The organism is Catenulispora pinistramenti (assembly GCF_018274385.1).
In the GTDB taxonomy this organism is placed as follows: domain Bacteria; phylum Actinomycetota; class Actinomycetes; order Streptomycetales; family Catenulisporaceae; genus Catenulispora; species Catenulispora pinistramenti.
The window spans coordinates 51,736-70,987 of record NZ_JAAFYZ010000026.1 but is presented as its reverse complement, the minus strand read 5'-3'; the positions used below and the strand labels follow the sequence as shown (position 1 = coordinate 70,987).

Below are 19,252 nucleotides of genomic sequence, written 5' to 3'. Positions count from 1 at the left end.
ATATGTAACCGGCCAGGCTCGCCGCGGTGTTCTGCGCGATGTAGAGGCCGTCGCTGGAGTCGTCAGCCGCCTCGACCAGCACGATGCTGCACAGCGGGCAGATCGCGGAGGCCATGTCCAGGTCCAGCGACTCCTCAAGGGTCCAGTCGTCGCCGGCCGGCGGGGCCGAGGGCAACGGCGAGGTCTGGCCGCTCTGGTTCACCTTGGTGAAGGTGCCGGCGGGCAGGCCCGCTGCGGACCGGTACGCGGCCAGGTCGGACGCGGCGTTCGCGTCATCGTAGGCGTCGACCAGCGCGATGGTCCGGCCGGCGCCGTCGGAGGCCGAGGCGGAGGTGAGGTTGTAGGCCGACTGCAACTGTGAGGGCCCGTAGCCGACGCCGGACGGGATGGCGTTCGGGGAGGTCCCCGCGGTCGAGGCGTGGACCGCGTTGCGCTTCAGGGCGAAGCAGGATTCGTGGCCGACCACGATCACCGCCGGGCAGGCGTGGGTCGAACCCTGATTCGCCGGGGTGACGGCGGGCTGGGAGGCGTGGGCCGAGCCGGCCGCCTCGGCGGCGATCGTGGCGGTGGCCGCTGACGTGGCCGCGCCGGAGGACTGCGCGGTGGCGGCGGTGGCGCCGGTCGCGCTGCCGATCGCCAGCGCGCCGCCCATGGCGACGGCTGTTGCCAGGCACGCGAAAGTGCGCAGGCGTGAGGTGATTCTCACTGGGGTGGTTCCCCTCTCGATACGTGGGGGTGGTGGCAAGAACCTGTGTGTGGTGCGGCCACCTTGCGGTAGGGGTGTGCCTGTCCCGGATCCGGCTGTGCCGTGGAGCTACGCAGTGCTCTGTTTCGCGGGAGCCGCCCTAAAACCACTGACCGAACGGTCGGTTCCCTGAGGCCTCGACTAGGGAAGTTAGCGCTGCCGGGTAGGGAGGTCAACGGCGTATCGGACATATTCTCGAAGCCGCGACCGGTCCTGCGACGAACCTCGATAGTCGCTGGTCGCGAAGCTGAATGGCGATAGGACCCCGATGTGCTGCTCCTGGAACCGACGGGTGTTCATCAGGGCTTGACGGCCGCACCGGTTTTGGATCGTGCGGACGTATATCAGCGGCCCGACAAACTGTTAGTCCATCCTTAAGCGCCGGCGCGCTTGACCGTTCGCAGCACCGGCGCGCTCTGGATCTCCCGGACCCCGGGCAGCGCGCCGATGGCCTCGGTGAGGAACAGGTAGAAGGCCGCGCCGCTCGTCGTCACGACGGACGCCAGTACGTCGGTGGGACCCGTGGTGGCACCGGCGAACGCCACCTCCGCGAACCCGGCCAGTGCCTGCCCGACCGCCGACAGCCGGGCCGGCTCGACGGACAGCCATAGCAGGGCACTGAATCCGTAGCCGAAAGCCCGGCTGTCGACGTCCAGATCGAAGTACAGCGTCCCGTCGGCCTGGAGCGCGGCCAGTCGGCGGCGGACCGACGACTCGTCCAGGCCGGTCGCGGCGGCGAGCTCGGTGAACGGGGTGCGGCCGTCGCGGGCCAGTTCCGCGGCGAGGATCCGGTCGGCGGGATCGAGGGCGATCGCCGACTCCGGCCGGGGATCGGCGGGTGGATCGGCAGGCGGATTGGCGGGTGGATCGGGAGCGAGCGCCGCGATCTGCTCGGCGTTCAGCGCCGTCGCGACCGGTTGCCAGCCGTCCTCGTTGCCGGTGAAGGTGTGCACGACGCAGTACGTGCTGATCGCGATGATCGGCTTGGTGGCCGGAAGCCGTTCGAGGAGCAGGGCTTCGCGGTCGTCATCCGGAGTCAGGATGCTGCACAACACCTCGGTGCCGCCGGAGGCGATGCGGACCCAGGACGTGTCGGCGCGTTTGGCCAGCGCCCGGGCGATCGCCGCGGAGGAGCCCGGCGCGCACTGCAATCGGATCACCCAGGTGGTCAGCCCGATGCGGCCGGCCGAAAGGCCGCCGACGACCTTGACGGTCCCGGCCTGACGCAGCGCCCGGTAGCGGCGCGCGACCGTCTGGTCCGAGACACCGAGAACAGCGGCGATGCGGCTGAACGACGCTCGGCCGTCGAGGCGCAGAGCGTGCGCGATCTGTCGGTCGAGGAGATCCATGTGACTGATCGTATGTCGAGAAGCGGCATCAGAAGCTGGGGCACATCGATTTTCGGTGTGGCGGGGCCGACCGATGGTGCGAGACGGTGTGGCGGTTCAGGGTGGATTCCAGCAATCGCGCCGATCTCCGGGAGATCCGAATGAGCACCGCCCTGCCCGCCACCGGCTACGAAGTCCGCCTCGTTACGCGGCCCGAAGGCCTGCCGACCGTCGAGAACTTCGCCGTCGCCGAGGCTCCGTTGCCGACTCCCGCTGAGGATGAGGTCCTGGTTCGCAACCTCGCCTTCCGGGTGTCCGCCTCGATCCGCATGATGATCAGCGAAGGCGCCGAGGCGGTCGAGGGTGTCCCGTTCCCGGCATTGGGACCGGGTGACACGTTGGCCGAACAGGCTGTGGGAGAGGTTGTGGTCGCAGGTCGCGACAGTGGCTTGAAGCCGGGCGATCTCGTATCCCATCATCTCGGCTATCGCGAGTACGCTGCCGTCCCGCCGGCCGGGCTCACCCGGCTCCCGGACGCCGCGACCGACCCGACCGACCCGACCGACCCGACCGACCCGACCGTCCACCTCGGCCACGGCTGGACCGCCTACGCCGCCCTGACCCGGGGCGTCCAGATCCGGCCCGGCGACACGGTCTTCGTCTCCGGCGCCTCCGGGGCGATCGGCTCGATGGCCGGCCAGATCGCCTGTCTGCTCGGCGCCGCACGCGTCATCGGCAGCGCGGGCTCCCCGGCGAAGGCCGATCGGCTGATGAGCGGCCTCGGTTACGACGCCGTCGTGCTGCGCGGCGGCGGATCCATGGCCGATCAGCTCAGGGACGCCGCGCCCGAGGGGATCGACGTCGTGCTCGATACTGTCGGCGGTGAGCAGCTCGCGGCCGCGATCGAGGTCGCCAACGCCGGAGCCCGGGTCCTGGTGGTCGGCGCGCTGTCCGGCCAGTTGGCGACGAGCGGTACGGGCCGTACCGCACCGGTCGAGTTGGACTCCGTCCAGCTGCTGCTGAAGAAGATCACGCTGCGCGGCTACAGCGCCGACGACGATCCCGACGCGCTCGCGGAGTGGAACGAGAAGTCCGCGCAATGGCTGCGGGCCGGGAAAATCGTGTTCCCCCACGCGCGGATCAAGGGCATCGAGAACGCCCCGCAGGCGATCGTCGACACCATCGGCGGCCGTCACCTCGGTACGGTCATAGTCGAAATCTGAGCGGCGGGCCGGCCCAGTCTGACCCGACCCGGCCAACCGGTCAGTCAGCCCGGTCGGCCGCTCAGCCGGAAGTGACCGACGGCGAGAACGCGTCCCGGGCCAGCACCGACGGCTTTCCCGAGCCGTCCGCGGGCGTGGACCACACGTCGTAGCCGGAACCCGAGGTCTGCGGGACCGCGTACATCACCGTGTGGTCGTCCAGCCAGGCGGCCTGGTCGTCGACGCTGCGCGTCTCGGCCAGCGGGGTCTCGGCCATCGTCGTCAAGTCCAGCACCTCCAGGCGCCACATCTTCCAGGCGTCGTCGGACACCCGCTTCTTGAAGACGATGCGCTTGCCGTCCGGCGACAGCGACGGGCACTCGACGTTGTCCGTCACCGTCGTCAAAGTCTTGGCGGCGACGTCACCGCGCACCAGCCAGGTCCGGCCGCCGGTGCCCAGCGTGGCGTAGAAGGTGTTGTCGTCGGCGGCGAACGTCACGCCCCAGACGTTCTCATCGACCGCGTGGTACGGCTTGCCCTGCAACGTGACGGCGAACGATTCGAGGGAATCGCTCAGTGCCCCGGTCTTCAGATCCAGGACTGACGTCCGGGTGGAGAAGGCGGGCCCGTTGTAAGCGTCACCGGCCACGAAAGTGGTCCAGGCGGCCATCCGGCCGTCCGCGGACAGCCGCGCCCGGTTCGGGATGCCGGCCGCCTGGAGCTTCTTGATCGGCTTCAGGTTCCGGTCGTACACCTCGACGTCGGCGACCCGGACCAGATTGCCGTCGGCGCGCAGACACAACAGGATCCCGGCCGCTGTGTAGGACCGGTCGCACTGGACGCTGGACAGAGTGGGTACTCCGGTGACGGTGGTCGCGCCGGTGACGGTGGTCGCGTTCCCGGACAGGCGCTGCTCGGCCAGCGTGCCGAAGTCGGGGCCGGCGACCGTGGTCTTGTAGACCAGGTATCCCGAGCCGGTGTTCAGGGGGTTGGACTGGTCCAGGACCACTGTGCCCTTGATACCCGCCCGCGCCGTGGGCCGGCCCTGGTACGCCACGATCACCGCGACGACGGCGATGGTCAGGAGCACCGAGACGGACGCGATGAAGATCTTGGTGCGATGCGGGGACTCGGATATCGGCATCGGCGTGTTCCCCTCCGCGTCGGCCCCAAGGACCGCACATCACCCGGACCGGTCGGCAGACGATATCGCGGTGGGTGTCCGCCTTGGGCGGAATCTGGCGGGAAGTCGAGATATCCCTGTACCGATGGTGGGAAAACGTCTGGTGGACACGCGACGGTGATTCCGCGCACGCCCCCTTGCGCGACTCTATTAGGTATGCCTTACCTTGTTACCCATGACTTGGGCTGACGCCGCACCGAACCTGCTGATCGGTTTGCGCGAGGGACTGGAAGCGGGCCTGGTGGTCAGCATCCTGCTCGCCGCCCTGCGCAAGGCCGGGAGCGAGGGCGAGGGCGAGGACCGGCCGGTCTCGACGGCGCCGGTGTGGCTGGGCGTGCTCGGCGCGGTGATGCTGTCCGGCGCCTTCGCCGCGGTGCTGACGTACTCGACCAGCGTGCTGTCCTCCAAGGCGCAGCAGGCGGTCGGCGGCGTGCTCAGCGTGCTGGCCGTGGCCCTGGTGACCGGCATGGTCTTCTGGATGCGGCGGACGGCGGCCACGCTCTCCTCACACCTGCGCGGCGAGGTGCGGCGCGCGGCGATCCTCGGCGCGGGTGCGCTGACGCTGACCGCTTTCCTCGCGGTCGGTCGGGAGGGCCTGGAGACCACCCTGTTCATGTGGACGGCCGTGAAGGCGTCGGGCTCGACCGTCTCGCCGCTGGTCGGCGCCGGGCTCGGGCTGGCCGCCGCGATCGTGTTGTGCTGGTTGCTGTATCGCCGCGCGGTGAAGATCAACGTCGGGGTCTTCTTCAACCGCACGGCCATCGCGCTCATCGTCATCGCGGCCGGCGTGCTCAGCTACGGCCTCGGCGATCTCCAGGAGGCCGGGTGGCTGCCCGGTCAGCAGTGGGTCTCCTTCGACCTGACCGCCCATGTCGATCCCAACTCGTGGTGGGTCTCGATCATCACCGGGATCACCGATCTCGCGCCGAAGCTGACGGTGCTGCAGGTGGTCGCGTGGGTCGCCTACCTCGCCGTGGTCATCCCGGCGTTCGTCTACGCGGGGCGGGTCGCCACGGCCGCGATGGCCGCCTCCAAGGCGAAGACGGCTGCCGCTGCCGCTGCCGCCAACGCTGCCGTCGAGGCGGAATCCGAGGCGGCTGCTGCGGAATCGCCGGAATCGCCGGAATCGCAGAAGCCGCGGGCACCGTCGACGCCGCAGCAGACGCCGGAGCCGGAGCCGGAGCCGGTGACGGCACCCGGCTGGGAGCGCCTGGCCGGTAACCGACCGTGGTCCGTGGCCGGCGTGCTCATCGTGGTCCCGGCGCTCGCCGCGGGCATCACCATCGCGGCGCTCCCGGCGGCCGCGGCGGCGACCACCACGACGGTGAAGGTCACCGGCTCGGCCTGCGCACCCGGCTGGAACTCGGCGACGACCGGCAAGCAGACCTTCGACATCGACAACAAGTCCAGCAAGGCCGGGGAGATCACGCTGCTCGACTCCTCCGGCGCGATCGTCGGTGAGATCGAGACCCTCGGCCCGGCCACCACCGCGCCGATGACCGCGACGCTCGGCTCCGGCTCCTACACCTTCCACTGCTTGATGTCCGGGGCCAGCGCGCTGACCTCCAGTGCGGTGCAGGTCTCCGGTTCCGCGCAGCAGGGCTCGCCGCTCGCGGTCAAACCGGTGACGTTGGACGACCTGACGGGGCCGAACAAGCAGTACCAGCAGTACGCGGCCGGGGATCTGACCACTCTGCAGAGCCAGATCACCACGCTGCGCGCCGCGATCGCCGCCGGGAACGTCCCGGCCGCCCAGGCCGACTGGCTCGCCGCACAGCTCACCTGGGAGCAGGTCGGTGCCTCCTACGACAGCTTCGGCGATGCGGGTGTGGCCGTGGACGGTCTGCCGGACGGGCTTCCGGACGGCGTGAACGACTCCGGCTTCACCGGTCTGCACCGCATCGAATACGGGCTCTACCACGGTCAGAGCGCCGCCCAGCTGCTGCCCGTCGTGGACGGCCTGGCCGGTGAGATCGGCGACGTGCAGAAGAACCTCACGACCGACGACATCGCCGGCGATCCGACCAACCTGCCGCTGCGCGCGCACGAGATCATCGAGGACGCGATCCGCGACCACCTGTCCGGGATGGACGACGAGGGCGCGGGCGCCGCGTACGCGATGACCTACGCGGACACCCAGGTGGACCAGGTCGTGCTGGGGGAGCTCGGCCCGCTCATCGACGCCCGCTCGCCCGGTCTGGTGGCGCGGGCCGATGCCCAGTTGACCGCGTTGGACCAGGCACTGGACGCCGCGAAGGTCAACGGCGCCTGGCTGGCCCCGAGCGTGACCCCGCTGGTCGCGCGGCAGAAGGTGGACGCCGCGACCGGCACGCTGCTCGAAACGCTGGCCTCGGTGCCCGACCTGCTTGAGATCCCGCCGACCGCTCAGTAAGCGCACCCGCCTCCCCGACTCACTCACCCTGGATATCGAAGGCTTCTTCAGACATGACCGAGCACGAAGCGAAGGATTTCAGCCGCCGCAGGTTCCTGTGGGGCACCGCGGCCGGCGCCGCCACCACCGCTGTGACCGGCGGCGTCCTGATCGGCGGCGCCCACGCCGACGCCGACGCCTCGGACTCCGGGCACGTCACGACCGCCGACTCCTATCCGTTCCACGGCGCGCACCAGGCCGGGATCCTCACCCCGGCGCCGGGCGGGAAGCAGCCCTTCTCCTGCCTGGCGGCCTTCGACGTCACCGGCGCGTCCAAGGCGGATCTCATAGCACTGATGAAGACGCTCACCGAGCGGGCCCGCTACCTGACCTCCGGCGGTGCCCCGGCGGACCTCGGCGTGGGCCAGCCGCCCGCGGACAGCGACGTGCTCGGCCCGGACGTGCCGGCCGACGGTCTGACCGTGACCCTGGGCGTCGGTGCGAGCCTGTTCGACGACCGCTTCGGCCTGACCGCGCACAAGCCGGCCAAGCTCAAGCCGATGACCATCTTCCCGAACGACTCGCCCGAGGCGGCCTGGATGCACGGCGACCTGTCGCTGCAGCTGTGCGCCAACCACCCGGACACCATCCACCACGCCATCCGCGACCTCGCCAAGCACACCCGCGGCGCGATGCAGCCGCGCTGGAAGATCGAGGGCTACAACTCCCCGCCCCGGCCCTCCGGCACCCCGCGCAACCTGCTCGGCTTCAAGGACGGCACCGCCAACCCCACCGGCGGCCTGGCCTCCGACCTGGTCTGGTCCGCCGCCGGTGAACCGGCCTGGGCGCAGGGCGGCACCTACCAGGTGATCCGGCTGATCCGCATGCTGGTCGAGTTCTGGGACCGGGTCTCCATCAGCGAGCAGGAGAACATGTTCGGCCGCCGCCGCGACTCCGGAGCCCCGCTGGACGGCAACAACGAGAACGACAACCCGAACTTCGCCGCCGACCCGCAGGGCAACGTCATCCCCCTCACGTCGCACATCCGCCTGGCCAACCCGCGGACGGCGCAGACCTCGGACCAGCGCCTGATCCGCCGGTCGTACAACTACGATCTCGGGCTCGACCAGAACGGCGACATCCAGGCCGGGCACATCTTCCTGGCGTACAACCAGGACCTGGAGCGGCAGTTCGAGACGGTGCAGAAGCGGTTGGTCGGCGAGCCGCTGATCGACTATGTGCAGCCGTTCGGGGGCGGGTACTTCTATGTGCTGCCCGGTGTCGCGAACGCCAGTGACTGGTACGCGAGCAAGCTGCTGGCGTAGCTCTGGGGTAGCTGGGATAGCTGGGGTAGCTGGCGTATCGGATCACCCGCGCCATCGCGCGGGTCAGCGTGGCGAGATCGGCCATCGTGAAATCGGCGCGGAGTCGGCCGTCGGCGTGGGCGCGGTCGATCAGCTCGGCCGCGAAGCCCGCGCCTTGCTGACATGAGGGCACCACCCCGGCGGCGTTCGGGAGGTCGCGCGCCAGGACCTCGTTCAGGCCGTGGTCCTCAGCATCTAACTGGTAACCCGCGCGTGAGCGCGTGACGCCGAAACAGCCAACCCGTCCCTCGCACCAGCTCGGAACAGTGGAACGTTCCGAGTCCGGCTCCGGCCTGCCCAAACCGTTGTGCGAAGCTCGGCTCCCCCGTGATGATTTGGCCCGGTTCACCTCAACCCCGTAGTAAGGCCGGACTTCTACCGGCAGGGGTTGTCCATGTCCGGAACCACTGTCAATTCACGGAGGGTCCCGCTATGAAGCTGCGCAGCCGAATAGCCCGTCTGGAAATCGTCGCCGCGACAGCCGTGGCGCTCACCGGCGTCGGTCTGGCCGCCGGCACCGCGAACGCCGCCAGTGCGCCGGCGCCGATCAAGCTCACATCCGCACAGTGCCCGGCCGACATCTCCTCGGGACAGCACAGCGGCTGTGTGACCGAGCTGCAGGAGCTGCTGAACAAGAACGGCGCGCACATCGCCGTGGACGGCGACTTCGGCCCCGCGACGCTGGCGGCGGTCAAGAGCTACCAGTCCGGCCACGGCCTGTCGGTGGACGGCATCGTCGGCCCGGACACCAAGGCCGCGCTGGACGGCACCAGTACCCCGCCGCCGCCGACCGGCGGCGGGCAGTCGAAGGTCGTCGACTTCGCGCGGGCCATCGAGTCCGGGAAGGCCGAGCGGGGCTGGGGCGGCGGCCGGGTGCCGTACGGCTGGGACGGCGGCCACACCGCCAGCCCCGGCCCGAGCCCGGCGGACTGCGCCGCCGACGGCGGGGACCAGGCCTGCTACAACGCCACCGCTCACCACACCCTCGGTCACAACGGCCAGATCTCGGTCGACTGCTCGGGCTTCGTGCGCTGGGTCTACTCGCTGGCCTACGGCCGTGACGTCTTCGGCCCGGACGGCACCTCGGGGCAGATCGCCAAGACCCACCGGGTCTCCAGCCCGGCCGCCGGCGACCTGGTCTTCTTCGGCAGCAACGCCGGCAGCCCCGAGCACGTCGGCATCTACATCGGCGGCGGCAAGATGATCGACGCCCTGGACACCGGCACCTACGTCGAGACCGACTCGGTCTCCACCGGCGGCCGCCTCATCGGGTACTACCGCTTCTGATGTGGGCGCATCAGCTCTCTTAGATCCGGTCTCTTAGGTCCGGTCGCGTAGACCCGTCTCTCGGATCCGGTCTCGTGGATCCGCTCCCCAGCACTTCATCCAATGAAAGGCCCTGCCATGAAACTGCGCAGCCGCATGCCCCGCATCGGTCTGGCCGTCGCCGCCTCCGCCGCGGCGATCGCCGGAGTCGCGTTCACCGCCGGCACCGCGAACGCCGCCACCGCCGCGAGCGCGCCAGCCCCGATCAAGCTCACCTCCTCGCAGTGCCCAGCCGACATCTCCGACGGCCAGAAGAGCGGTTGTGTCACCGAGCTTCAGGAGCTGCTGAACAAGAACGGCGCCCGGATAGCCGTGGACGGCGACTTCGGCCCGGCGACGCTGACCGCGGTCAAGAACTACCAGTCCGCCCACGGCCTGTCGGTGGACGGCATCGTCGGCCCGGCGACCAAGGCGTCGCTGGAGGGCGGCAGCACCCCGCCCCCGCCGTCCAACGGCCGCTCGACCAACTACGACTTCGCCCGGCTGGTCCTGGCCGACGGCGGCTGGCCGCAGAGCTCGAACAACATCACCACGATGGTGCAGTGGATGGCCAGCGAGGAGCCGCCCTCGAACTGGTTCGACCGCGACAACCCGTTGAACAACGGGCTGGGCTCGGGGGGCGGCGCCGGTCTGGGCGCGTACCCGAACCTGGTGGTGGCCGCGCACTACGTGGCCGCGAACCTGAACGGCGGCCCGGGCGACTACGGCCACATCACCGCCGACCTGCGGGCGTCCGACACGCCGCTGGTGACCGAGAAGGCGATCTGGACCTCGCCGTGGGCCGGGTCCCACTACGGCTGGGGCAAGGACTTCTACCGCGGCCACGTCGCGACCGTCGCGGCCCCGGCGCGCGACTGGTGACGTAGCGCTTAGCGCTTAGCGCTTAGCGCTTAGCGCTTAGCGCTTAGCGCTTAGCGCTTAGCGCTTAGCCCGTAGCCCGTAGCCCGTAGCCCGAAAGCCCCCGATGCCGAACGCGGCATCGGGGGCTCACCCATGCCGCCGGACAGTCCGTTCACCCCGGCTGCCCGAAGAGTTCCCAAACCGGACGCCCGGCCAGGTATTGCCCCCGCCAGCCCAACCTATTGTTACGCAAATTGCCAATACCCGGCGTCCCGGATTCCCTGATTCCGGCCGTATGCGTGAAACGCTTCGGGTATGTTGGCGCGGGGGTTGCTGACGCGCACTGTTTGATACGGGATGGGATGACATGGCCGCGCGCGCTTTGAAGGATCTTGATGCTGCCGTACCACCGCTGACCAGGTCGTTGACGGTGGAGATCCGTACCGCGCACCAAAGCGCCGGATCCCCGTCCTTCACCCGCCTGGACAGCCGCAACATCCGCGCCGGTCGGGGGACCCTGGCGAAGGCGACGTTGTCCCGGATCCTCACACCCGACCCGGCGGCCAAGGACCAGAGCCTGCCGGGCTGGTCGTACTACGAAGGCCTGTTGTGCGCGCTGGACGTGGATCCGGCTCCGTTCCAGCCGCGCTGGCAAGCCGCGCAGGAGGAATGGCAGGCCAGGGCGCGCGGGGAGTCCTCGACCCTGCCGGCAGTCCGGGAACAGGCTTCGGAGGTCTCGGAGGTCTCGGCGGTGTCGGCGGTCTCGGCGGTGCCGGTGCTGTTGCCGTCGGCCGCGGAACTGGAGCCCAGGACGGAATCCGGTCTGGTAGCTCAGCATCAGCCCGCGGTCGAGGTACGGCCCATGCCGGTGCCCGCGCCGCGCCGCCGCCGTCGCTCGCTTCTGGTGCTGGCGTCGATCGTGGGAACCGCGGCCGTCGTCATCCCGGTCGGCGCGTTCGCCGTCATCGGCCGATCGCATTCCCAGCCACCGCGGCAGCAGCAGACCCAAGCGATGAAACCGATGCAGAGCCCGGTGACCGCCGTCCTGGTCACCAACGCGCCGCCCAGAACGCTCTCCGGCAAGATAGTGCGCACCTGGAATCAGGATGCGAACAACGGACACGGCGGCTCGATCGGCGTCCTGGTGTTCCCGACCCCCTTCGCCCTCAACGGATCCGAGGGTCCCCGGCACGACGGTGACGTCGTCGAGGTGGTGTGCCACACCACCCAGGGCCGACTGACGCACGAACGCTTGGACACCGGGCACGAGAACTCCACCGGCTGGTTCCAGATCTACTACCAGGACCGGTTGTGGTGGGTCGCAGACCACTACATCAGCCTCGCGCGCGGGGTTCAGGCGCCGGACTGCGCCGGCTGACAGGCGGCGCCGTTCTCGGAGTCTCAGTCGGCCGCGCCCCGGGGCCGGCGCGCGAGCTTTTGCTTCCCACGCCACGTCTCTTGACGCTCCCGCCGATGCTGCCTACTCTCCTGAATCAAGTTAGGAAACGTTACTAACGAAAAGGGCACCCCGGTACCGCGGCCGCGCCGCCCACCCCACAACGGCAATCGGGGCGGCGCCCGCTTCGGCGCACGCCAGCACGCGCAGCACCAGTACGCGCAGCACTAACAGCAAGTACGTGCAGTACCAGCACCCCCGGCCGGAGCCGGCCGGACCGCGGCCCCGGCGCACCCGCAGCCCTTCAGTCGAAAGGGGAACCGGCAATGAAGACTTCCATGCGGCGCCTGGCCACGGCGCTCGCAGCCCTCTGTCTGGGCATCGGCGCGGCCCTCGGCCTGGTAGCCGCCCCGGCCCAGGCGGCCGGATCGGGCACCACCGAGCAGACCTTCCTCACCTTCTACGGCTGGTGGGACAACACGCCGCCGGGCGGCGTGATCTCCTACCCGCGGATCCACCAGACCGCCGGCGGGACCGGCACCTACTCCGACCCGATCACCTTCGCCACCGACTCCAGCGAGCAGCCGCCGGGAACGATCGTCTACGTCCCGCGGGTCGGCAAGTACTTCATCATGGAGGACAGCTGCGGGGAGTGCACCTCGGACTGGACCGGCCACGGCCCCAACGGCGGTCCCGGTCTGCGGCACCTCGACCTGTGGCTGGGCGGGCAGGGCGGCAGCGCGTTCGCCGCGATCGAGTGCGAGGACGCGCTGACCAACTACAACAACGACGGCACGCCGACCATGGAGTCGGTGATCGTCAACCCGCCGTCGAACGAGTCGGTGACCTCCGAGCCGATCTTCAACACCGGCACCGGCGCGTGTTACGGCGGCGCGAAGCCGACGATCACCGTCGGGCAGTACAAGAACGTCTCGACCGGCAAGTGCATGACCGATCCGAACGACAGCTCGACGGCCGGCGCACTGCTCGTGACAGCGGCCTGCGACAGTACGGCGGCCAGCCAGCGCTTCACGTTCGACGGCACGTTCCTGCAGATCAACAAGCTCTGCGCGGACTACTCGACCTCGCAGATCTCGATGCAGAAATGCACCGCGGGGCCGAGCCAACAGTGGTCGTACAACACCGACCTGACCTTCACCGACATCCAGTCCGGCAAGAAGTACATCAACGACTCCTCGGGCAAGGTCAAGGCGGGCAGCAGTTCCAGCAGTACGAAGACCTGGACGTTCGTCCCGGCCTCGACGACGGCGAACGACTTCGCGGTCTCGGCCGGCCCGGCGTCGGCCTCCGTCACCGCCGGCGGCACCGCGACGACGACCATCTCCACCTCGGTCACGGCCGGCAGCGCCGAGTCCGTCGCCCTCAGCGCCACCGGCGGCCCGGCCGGTTCCACGACCACCTTCACCCCGGCCTCGGTCACCGCCGGCGGCACCTCCACCCTGAGCGTCGCCACCAGTTCCTCGACCGCCGCCGGTACCTACACCGTCACCGTCACCGGCACGGCCGCGTCCGGTACCCACACCGCCACCTACACGCTGACCGTGACCCCGACTTCCACCGGCGGCTGTACCGCGGCCCAACTGCTGGTCAACCCGGGCTTCGAGAGCGGCACCGGCAGCGGTTGGACCGGTAAGTCAACCCTCGGATTCAACCCGATCACCAACAGCACCAGCGGCGAACCCCCGCATTCCGGCTCCTGGGAGGCGTGGTTCAACGGTAACGGCAGCGCCGACACCGACACCGTCTCGCAGCCGGTGACCATCCCGTCCGGCTGCACCGCGACCGTGTCCTACTGGCTGCACGTCGACTCGACGGAGAACACGTCGACCGCCAAGCCGGACACGTTCACCGTGCAGCTGCTCAACGCCTCGGGCACGGTGCTCGCGACGCTGGCCGGCTACAGCAACCTGGACAACGGAAGCGGCTACACGCAGCACAGCGACGATGTCTCGGCCTACGCGGGGCAGAGCGTGACGCTGCGCTTCACCGGCACCGAGACCGACAAGAACGGCGGGACCACCAGCTTCGTCCTCGACGACACGGCGTTGAACACGAAGTAGGGCATCAGGGCATCCTTTCTCGTCAGCGTTCGGCAGGGTGTGCACTCCCGGAATCCGGGAGTGCACACCCTCTTCTGCACGCCTTGGACCGTCCCGAGGTTTCACCACGTTCCTGGCGGTTTCTCATCATCTCAAAGTGCTGACAGCCCGCGGCTTCCTTCGGTTGATTGGGTGCGTCCGAACACCGGCCACGGAGGGAAAACAGGGTGCGAAATCACAGAACCGGGGCCGCTCGCGCAGCGGCCCTGTGCGCGGCGGCGGCAGCCGTCGCGGCCTTCATCGTTCCGGACGCGAGCGCTGTCAGTGCTCTGTCGAAGGGGACCTCGCCGGCATCGAGTGCTGGCGCCGCCGAGAGCGCCGACAGCCGTGTCGTTCTGCCCACCGGCGACACCGTCGTCCTGTCCGCGGCCGGGGAACAGGTGCTGCCGGGCGGGCCGAGCCCGGCCTTCAGCACCTACCGTGACACCAGCGGTGACAGCTACCTGATCCCGGCCGAGGCGGCGCCGTTCGCCGGCCGGGCGCTGGACATGTCCCTGTTCGACGTCACACAGCTCGCGCGGACCGCGCAGAGCACCGCGGACGGCCGGATCCCGGTATCGCTCACGTTCGGCGCCGGGGCCACGCCGAGCGCGCCGGCCGGAGTCACCCTGACCGCCGTCTCCGGGCAGACCGCCACCGGTTACCTGACCCCGGCCTCCGGGGCCGCGTTCGCCGCCGCGTTGCGGCAGCGGATCGCCGCGGACAAGGCCGCGGGCCGGACTGTCGGCAGCGGCGGGCTGGAGGGCCTGTCCTCGATGCGAGTGGTCGGCGCCGGGACGCCGGTCACGCCGGACTACCCGATGCGGATCCTGCAGATCAACGCGATCGGCATGGACGGTGCACCGCTCGACGGTTTCTTCAACCTGGTCAACACCGACGACTCGCGGAAGATGACACTGTTCGAGCCGATCGACAACGGCGTCGCCCGGGTCGCGCTCCCGGCCGGGAACTACGCAGCCTACCTGAACGACTACTCCTTCGACTCCCAGGGCATGCCCAGCGCGGGTGCGATGGTCGCGGTCAACGACTTCGCGGTGCCGGCCGCCGGCGACGTCCCGGCGCTGACGCTGGACGCGCGGACCGCGACCGCGCCGGTCTCGGTGACCACGCCGCGGCCCGCGACCCTGCAGGAGTCGGTGCAGCAGATGGTCCGGACGCCGATCGCGGGCCCTGCGGTCGCCGCCGGGATGTTCGGCATCGAAGGTGCGGTGCCGATCACGATGTCCCCGGCGCCGGCGGCGAAGGTCGGCGAGTTCCTGACGGACATGTTCCAGAGCTTGTCGGGTCCGACCACCGCGAGCGAGGGCACGTATCAGTACCAGTACTTCACCGATTTCGAATCGGACCGCATCGAAGCGAACCAGACCCACCACCTGGCCAGCGGCGACCTGGCGGCCGAGACCGAGGACGTCGACTCCGATCCGGCTCTGGCAGGCCTCGCGCGTTCGGTCGGCGCCACGCCGATAGTCACGGGCATCGGGGTCAGGTTCCGGGCCGGCGAGCTGATGCCGTCGAAGTCGACGTCGTACTTCACCCCCGGGCCCTGGAGCACGACGGTCTGGGGTCCGTGGCCGAGTGGGCCCGGTAAGCCGCAGGGACCGAGCCTGACGGTCGGCGCAAGGATCTTCCACGCCGGTCAGACCTCGGAGCGCACCTGGGGCCAGGCACCCTCGGCTCCCGCCTTCGGCCGATATCCCGAGGCCGCGGCCTGGATGGACTGCCAGGCCTGCGTCGGCGCCGGGAACATGGACCTGGAGTTCGATGACGCCGGTGACAGCAACCCCGACACGGTCGGCGCCGACTACGACGGCGCCGACACCGCGGCCGTCTACTGGAACGGCCAAAAACTGCCGCCGCCGCCGATTGTCGGGTCGCCGACTGTCATCGTGTCGAACATCGGCACCGGCCCGGCGACGGTGCGCGCGGTCCTGGACACCGACCACCCGGCGGGGGAGAAGCAGTCCACGAACACCCACACCGACGTGACGTTCCAGTACACCGGGCAGACCGATCCTTTCACCGCACTCCCGGATGGGAACTACTGCCCGGCGGCCATCGCGGCCGGGCAGCAGTCGGCGCCGTGCCAGATCATGCCGATCCTGACCATCGGCTACCAGTACGGCGCGCTGTCGCAGACCAACGTCGCGCTGAGCCCCGTGCAGTCGCTGGTGCTGGACATCGGCCACCACTCCTTCGGCGGGTACGGCTCGCACGCCCCGATCACCTCGGCGCAGGCGTCAGTGTCCTTCGACGGCGGCACCACCTGGCAGGACGTGCCGACGCTCGGCGCCGACGGCCACTACGCCGCGCTGTGGCGCAACCCGGCTCCCGGCACGTCGGTCACGGTGCGCGTCACCGCCACCGACGCGATCGGCGGCACGATCACCCAGACCGTCGCCAATCCGTACACGGTCGGCTGACCGGCGAGGGCACAAGGGGACCACAGAGAACGATGAAAGCCCGAATAAGAATCCTGACAGCGTTGGCCGCGGGTGCGACCGCGGTCCTCGGCCTGGCCGCTCCGGCGGTCGCGGCGCCCGGCTACAACGACGCCACCGGCGGCATGGACTGCGGCGGCGACTACCAGTGCAACGCGGTGGCCGGGTATGACGGGCCGACCGGGTTGGGGACGGGCGAACGGGTTGGCGGCGTTCTGAGGTTTGAATCCGTACCCTGATTCGGATGCACGCGGTGCCGGCCGCGGTGCGCGGCCAGACAGCTGCGCGTCGCGGCCGGTCCGGCACTATGGCCGCCTCACTTGATCCCGTCCGCCGCGCAGGCCGCGGCGTACTGCGGGGTGCACACCTGGGCCTTGGTGGCTCCGCCGGCGGCGATGACGTCGCCCACGTTCGCCTTGACGATGGCCTCCGGGGTCAGCAGCACGGACTTGACCAGCTTGCCGGTGACGGTGTCGGCGACCATCGCCACGGCCGAGGTCGGCGGCGCGCCGGTGGCCAGGTCGATGGCCAGCTCGGCGCCGGCCTGTGCCTCCTTCACGGAGTCCTTGAACACGGTCATGCACTGGTCGCCGACCAGGATCGACTGCAGCCCGGCGATGGTCGCGTCCTGGCCGGTGACCGGGACCTTGCCGTTGAGGCGGTGCTGCTTCAGGACCGCGATGACCGACTGGGCCATGCCGTCGTTGGCAGCCAGCACCCCGCCGATGTTCGGCGCCGCGGCGAGCATCTGCTCGAAGTCCTTGCCGGCGGTGGCGTTGTCCCACCCGGGGACGGACTGGTTCGGGCCCTTGATGAAGGTGCCGTCGGTGTAGCGCTGGCTGAGCACCGAGTTGTAGCCCTGCGCGAACAGCGTCGCGTTGTTGTCCGTCGGCGCGCCGTTCACCTCGGCGATCACCGGCTTCTGCACTCCTTGCAGACACTGCACCAGGCCCTGCCCCTGGAGCTCGCCGACGTCCACGTTGTCGAAGCTGACGTAGTAGTCGGCCCCGCCGCCCAGTGTGAGCCGGTCGTAGTCGATGGTCGCCACTCCCTGCTGCCGGGCCTGGGCCAGGACCGCGGAGCCCGAGGCCGCGTCCAGGTCGACGATGACCAGCACGTTGACGCCCTCTTTGAGCATCTGGTCGGCGATCGCCTGGAATTTGGCCTTATCGCCCAAAGCATTCTGGATGTCATACTTCACGCCCTTGGCCTGGAAGGCCGCCGCGAGCGCGGGCTGGTCCTGGGTCTGCCAGCGTGCGGAGGACGTGGTGTCGGGGAGTATCACGCCGACATAGGGCTTGCGCCCCTTCGCCGAACCGTCGGACGAGTTGGAGCTGCACGCCCCCAGGGTGAGGGCCGCCACTGTGCCGGCCGCCATGGCGCGCATGATCAGTTTTTTCATCGTTGGATTCCTTCATGGTGCCGAATGCGCACACCGTCGGGCGTAGGTGCGGTCTCGGATCTGCGGGGCTGGCGCGGCGATCCAGGCGGCAAGCGGCTCTTTTGGAGGAATGAAAAACTATTTCCCACGGGACGGTGAGCGCCAGTGGAAATCCCGGGATAGGCGGTAACGATTGGGACACGCGGGTTACGGCGGTCCACCGAGTGTGCTGGCCGCGTCACCGCGACCAACCTGACCTCGGTGGTGATTCTCCAGGTCTTGCGGTGGGCCGAGTCGTTCATGAACGCCGGGTTTCGGCTCGGGCGGGGTGCCGGCGCCGGGAGCGGCGCTCGCCCGGGTCCGTCTGTGTGCGATATTGGTCGATCTTGGTAGTGCTTATGTTGTCCATCGCAACAGTGAGGCGGCGTAAGCGATCATCCCGAGATATATTCGAGCATTTATCTTCGAGTATTGATGCGCGGCTATCCCCGCCTCTCCGGCGCTGTTAAATGGTCCGACGTATCCATATGAAGGGCATGGCCATGTTCGACGACGACCGCGTCACCGCGTTGCTCTCCGCACTCTCCCCGCACCAGTGCGCAGCGGTCGCGACCCAGGCGGCGCGGCGGGTCGCGGTGGTCGCCGACCTGCCGGGAGCCGACGCGTATTTCGACGACTACGCACCGGGCTACGCGCTGCTCGTCTCGGACGCGTCAGCCCTTCTCGCGGACTGCGCCACCGCGGCCGCGATCGACTCGGCCGGTGTGGCCGTGATGCGGGAACGCCTCGAAGCGTTGCTCGGGCCGGAGGGCGAGGAGGAGGAAGAGCCCGGCGAGATCGTGCCGGGCCTGCTGTTCACCGCGGCCTCGATCCTGAATCTCGCGTTGCGTTCCTGGGCTGAGCCCGACCGGCGTCGGCATTGGGCTTTCGCCACGTTGAGCGAGTGCTACGCCTTCGCCTACCAGCTCGACCACACCAGGCTCGGGGTGCCCGAGGCAGACCCGCTCGACCTCGACATCAATACCCTGATCCTGGCGGAGCTCCGGACGATCGCCGCCGCCGCCGAAGCGGCCCCGCGCCGTCACGTCTACGCGAACGGGTACGTGGCGCCGGTGCGCGTCATGATGTACCGCGACGCGCTGGCCACGAAGGGCATGCCCGCGCACACCCTGCTCTTCGACGGCGCCGAGCCGGACCAGGACGGCCCGCGGATCGTCGACGGCCACCGCCTGCTGACCATCGGCACCGGCGGCCCGCGGGACCGGACGGGCCGCTTCTGCATCGATTGCGACAGCGGCTGGGTCTACTTCGTGGACGGGATCACGTCGGCCGCGCTGCGGGTCTCCGGCATGCCATCCGCCTTCGCCGACCTGCTGGAAGCGTTCGACCGCGTCGTCGCCGGCAGCACCGTGGACGCCGGGCCGGCCGCCGCTGAGCGGCTGATGGCGTCGGTCAACAGGATCGATCCGACCGTGGAGCGCATCGACCCGGCCTTCTGGGCCGGCGTCGCCGCGGCTGTCGTATCCGGGGCTTACGCTCAGAGCTGACCGGCGATGGC

13 protein-coding genes and 1 pseudogene are annotated in these 19,252 nt (G+C 69.6%); 10 read left to right on the top strand and 4 right to left on the bottom strand.

Annotation, left to right across the window (positions count from 1 at the left end):
- Together KGQ19_RS10750 and KGQ19_RS10745 are read right to left on the bottom strand one after the other, a co-directional pair.
- Positions 1-706: pseudogene (locus KGQ19_RS10750) on the bottom strand (hypothetical protein); the annotation flags it as partial.
- Between the two features lie 413 nt (positions 707-1,119).
- The gene (locus tag KGQ19_RS10745; protein ID WP_212008952.1) at positions 1,120-2,094 is read right to left on the bottom strand and encodes an Lrp/AsnC family transcriptional regulator; all 975 of its coding nucleotides are present in this window, start codon (positions 2,092-2,094) and stop codon (positions 1,120-1,122) included.
- A gap of 140 nt (positions 2,095-2,234) precedes the next feature.
- Here KGQ19_RS10745 and KGQ19_RS10740 point away from each other — a divergent pair, with 140 nt between their 5' ends.
- Positions 2,235-3,296: an MDR family NADP-dependent oxidoreductase gene (locus KGQ19_RS10740; protein ID WP_212008951.1), complete on the top strand. Its 1,062-nt coding sequence runs from the start codon at positions 2,235-2,237 to the stop codon at positions 3,294-3,296.
- Positions 3,297-3,357: 61 nt separating this feature from the next.
- Here KGQ19_RS10740 and KGQ19_RS10735 read toward each other — a convergent pair whose 3' ends face one another.
- A complete protein-coding gene (locus KGQ19_RS10735; protein WP_212008950.1) occupies positions 3,358-4,419 on the bottom strand; it encodes a TolB-like translocation protein in 1,062 nt (353 codons plus the stop codon).
- Positions 4,420-4,633: 214 nt separating this feature from the next.
- On the opposite strand from KGQ19_RS10735, the gene efeU reads away from it, so the two are divergent.
- The 8 genes from efeU to KGQ19_RS10695 all read left to right on the top strand — a co-directional run bounded on the left by efeU (position 4,634) and on the right by KGQ19_RS10695 (position 16,552).
- Entirely contained in the window at positions 4,634-6,850 is a 2,217-nt protein-coding gene (gene efeU, locus KGQ19_RS10730; RefSeq protein WP_212008949.1) for an iron uptake transporter permease EfeU, read from the top strand.
- A 53-nt stretch (positions 6,851-6,903) separates the two neighbouring features.
- Positions 6,904-8,154: an iron uptake transporter deferrochelatase/peroxidase subunit gene (efeB, locus tag KGQ19_RS10725; protein ID WP_212008948.1), complete on the top strand. Its 1,251-nt coding sequence runs from the start codon at positions 6,904-6,906 to the stop codon at positions 8,152-8,154.
- Positions 8,155-8,625: 471 nt separating this feature from the next.
- Positions 8,626-9,480, top strand: a complete 855-nt coding sequence (locus tag KGQ19_RS10720) for a C40 family peptidase (RefSeq protein ID WP_212008947.1) — start codon at positions 8,626-8,628, stop codon at positions 9,478-9,480.
- Between the two features lie 117 nt (positions 9,481-9,597).
- Complete coding sequence (locus KGQ19_RS10715; RefSeq protein WP_212008946.1) at positions 9,598-10,380, top strand: peptidoglycan-binding domain-containing protein; 783 nt, start codon at positions 9,598-9,600, stop codon at positions 10,378-10,380.
- A 409-nt stretch (positions 10,381-10,789) separates the two neighbouring features.
- Positions 10,790-11,737, top strand: a complete 948-nt coding sequence (locus KGQ19_RS10710) for a hypothetical protein (protein ID WP_212008945.1) — start codon at positions 10,790-10,792, stop codon at positions 11,735-11,737.
- A gap of 344 nt (positions 11,738-12,081) precedes the next feature.
- The gene (locus tag KGQ19_RS10705) at positions 12,082-13,836 is read left to right on the top strand and encodes a ricin-type beta-trefoil lectin domain protein (protein ID WP_212008944.1); all 1,755 of its coding nucleotides are present in this window, start codon (positions 12,082-12,084) and stop codon (positions 13,834-13,836) included.
- A gap of 206 nt (positions 13,837-14,042) precedes the next feature.
- Positions 14,043-16,295: a hypothetical protein gene (locus KGQ19_RS10700; protein ID WP_212008943.1), complete on the top strand. Its 2,253-nt coding sequence runs from the start codon at positions 14,043-14,045 to the stop codon at positions 16,293-16,295.
- Between the two features lie 32 nt (positions 16,296-16,327).
- Positions 16,328-16,552 (top strand): hypothetical protein, encoded by a 225-nt coding sequence (locus KGQ19_RS10695; RefSeq protein ID WP_212008942.1) that lies wholly within the window; start codon positions 16,328-16,330, stop codon positions 16,550-16,552.
- Between the two features lie 77 nt (positions 16,553-16,629).
- On the opposite strand, the gene KGQ19_RS10690 is transcribed toward KGQ19_RS10695, so the two are convergent.
- Positions 16,630-17,715, bottom strand: coding sequence for a sugar ABC transporter substrate-binding protein (locus tag KGQ19_RS10690; RefSeq protein WP_212008941.1), 1,086 nt, complete (start codon positions 17,713-17,715; stop codon positions 16,630-16,632).
- Between the two features lie 521 nt (positions 17,716-18,236).
- Here KGQ19_RS10690 and KGQ19_RS10685 point away from each other — a divergent pair.
- Complete coding sequence (locus KGQ19_RS10685) at positions 18,237-19,241, top strand: hypothetical protein (RefSeq protein WP_212008940.1); 1,005 nt, start codon at positions 18,237-18,239, stop codon at positions 19,239-19,241.
- The last annotated feature ends 11 nt before the right edge of the window (positions 19,242-19,252 follow it).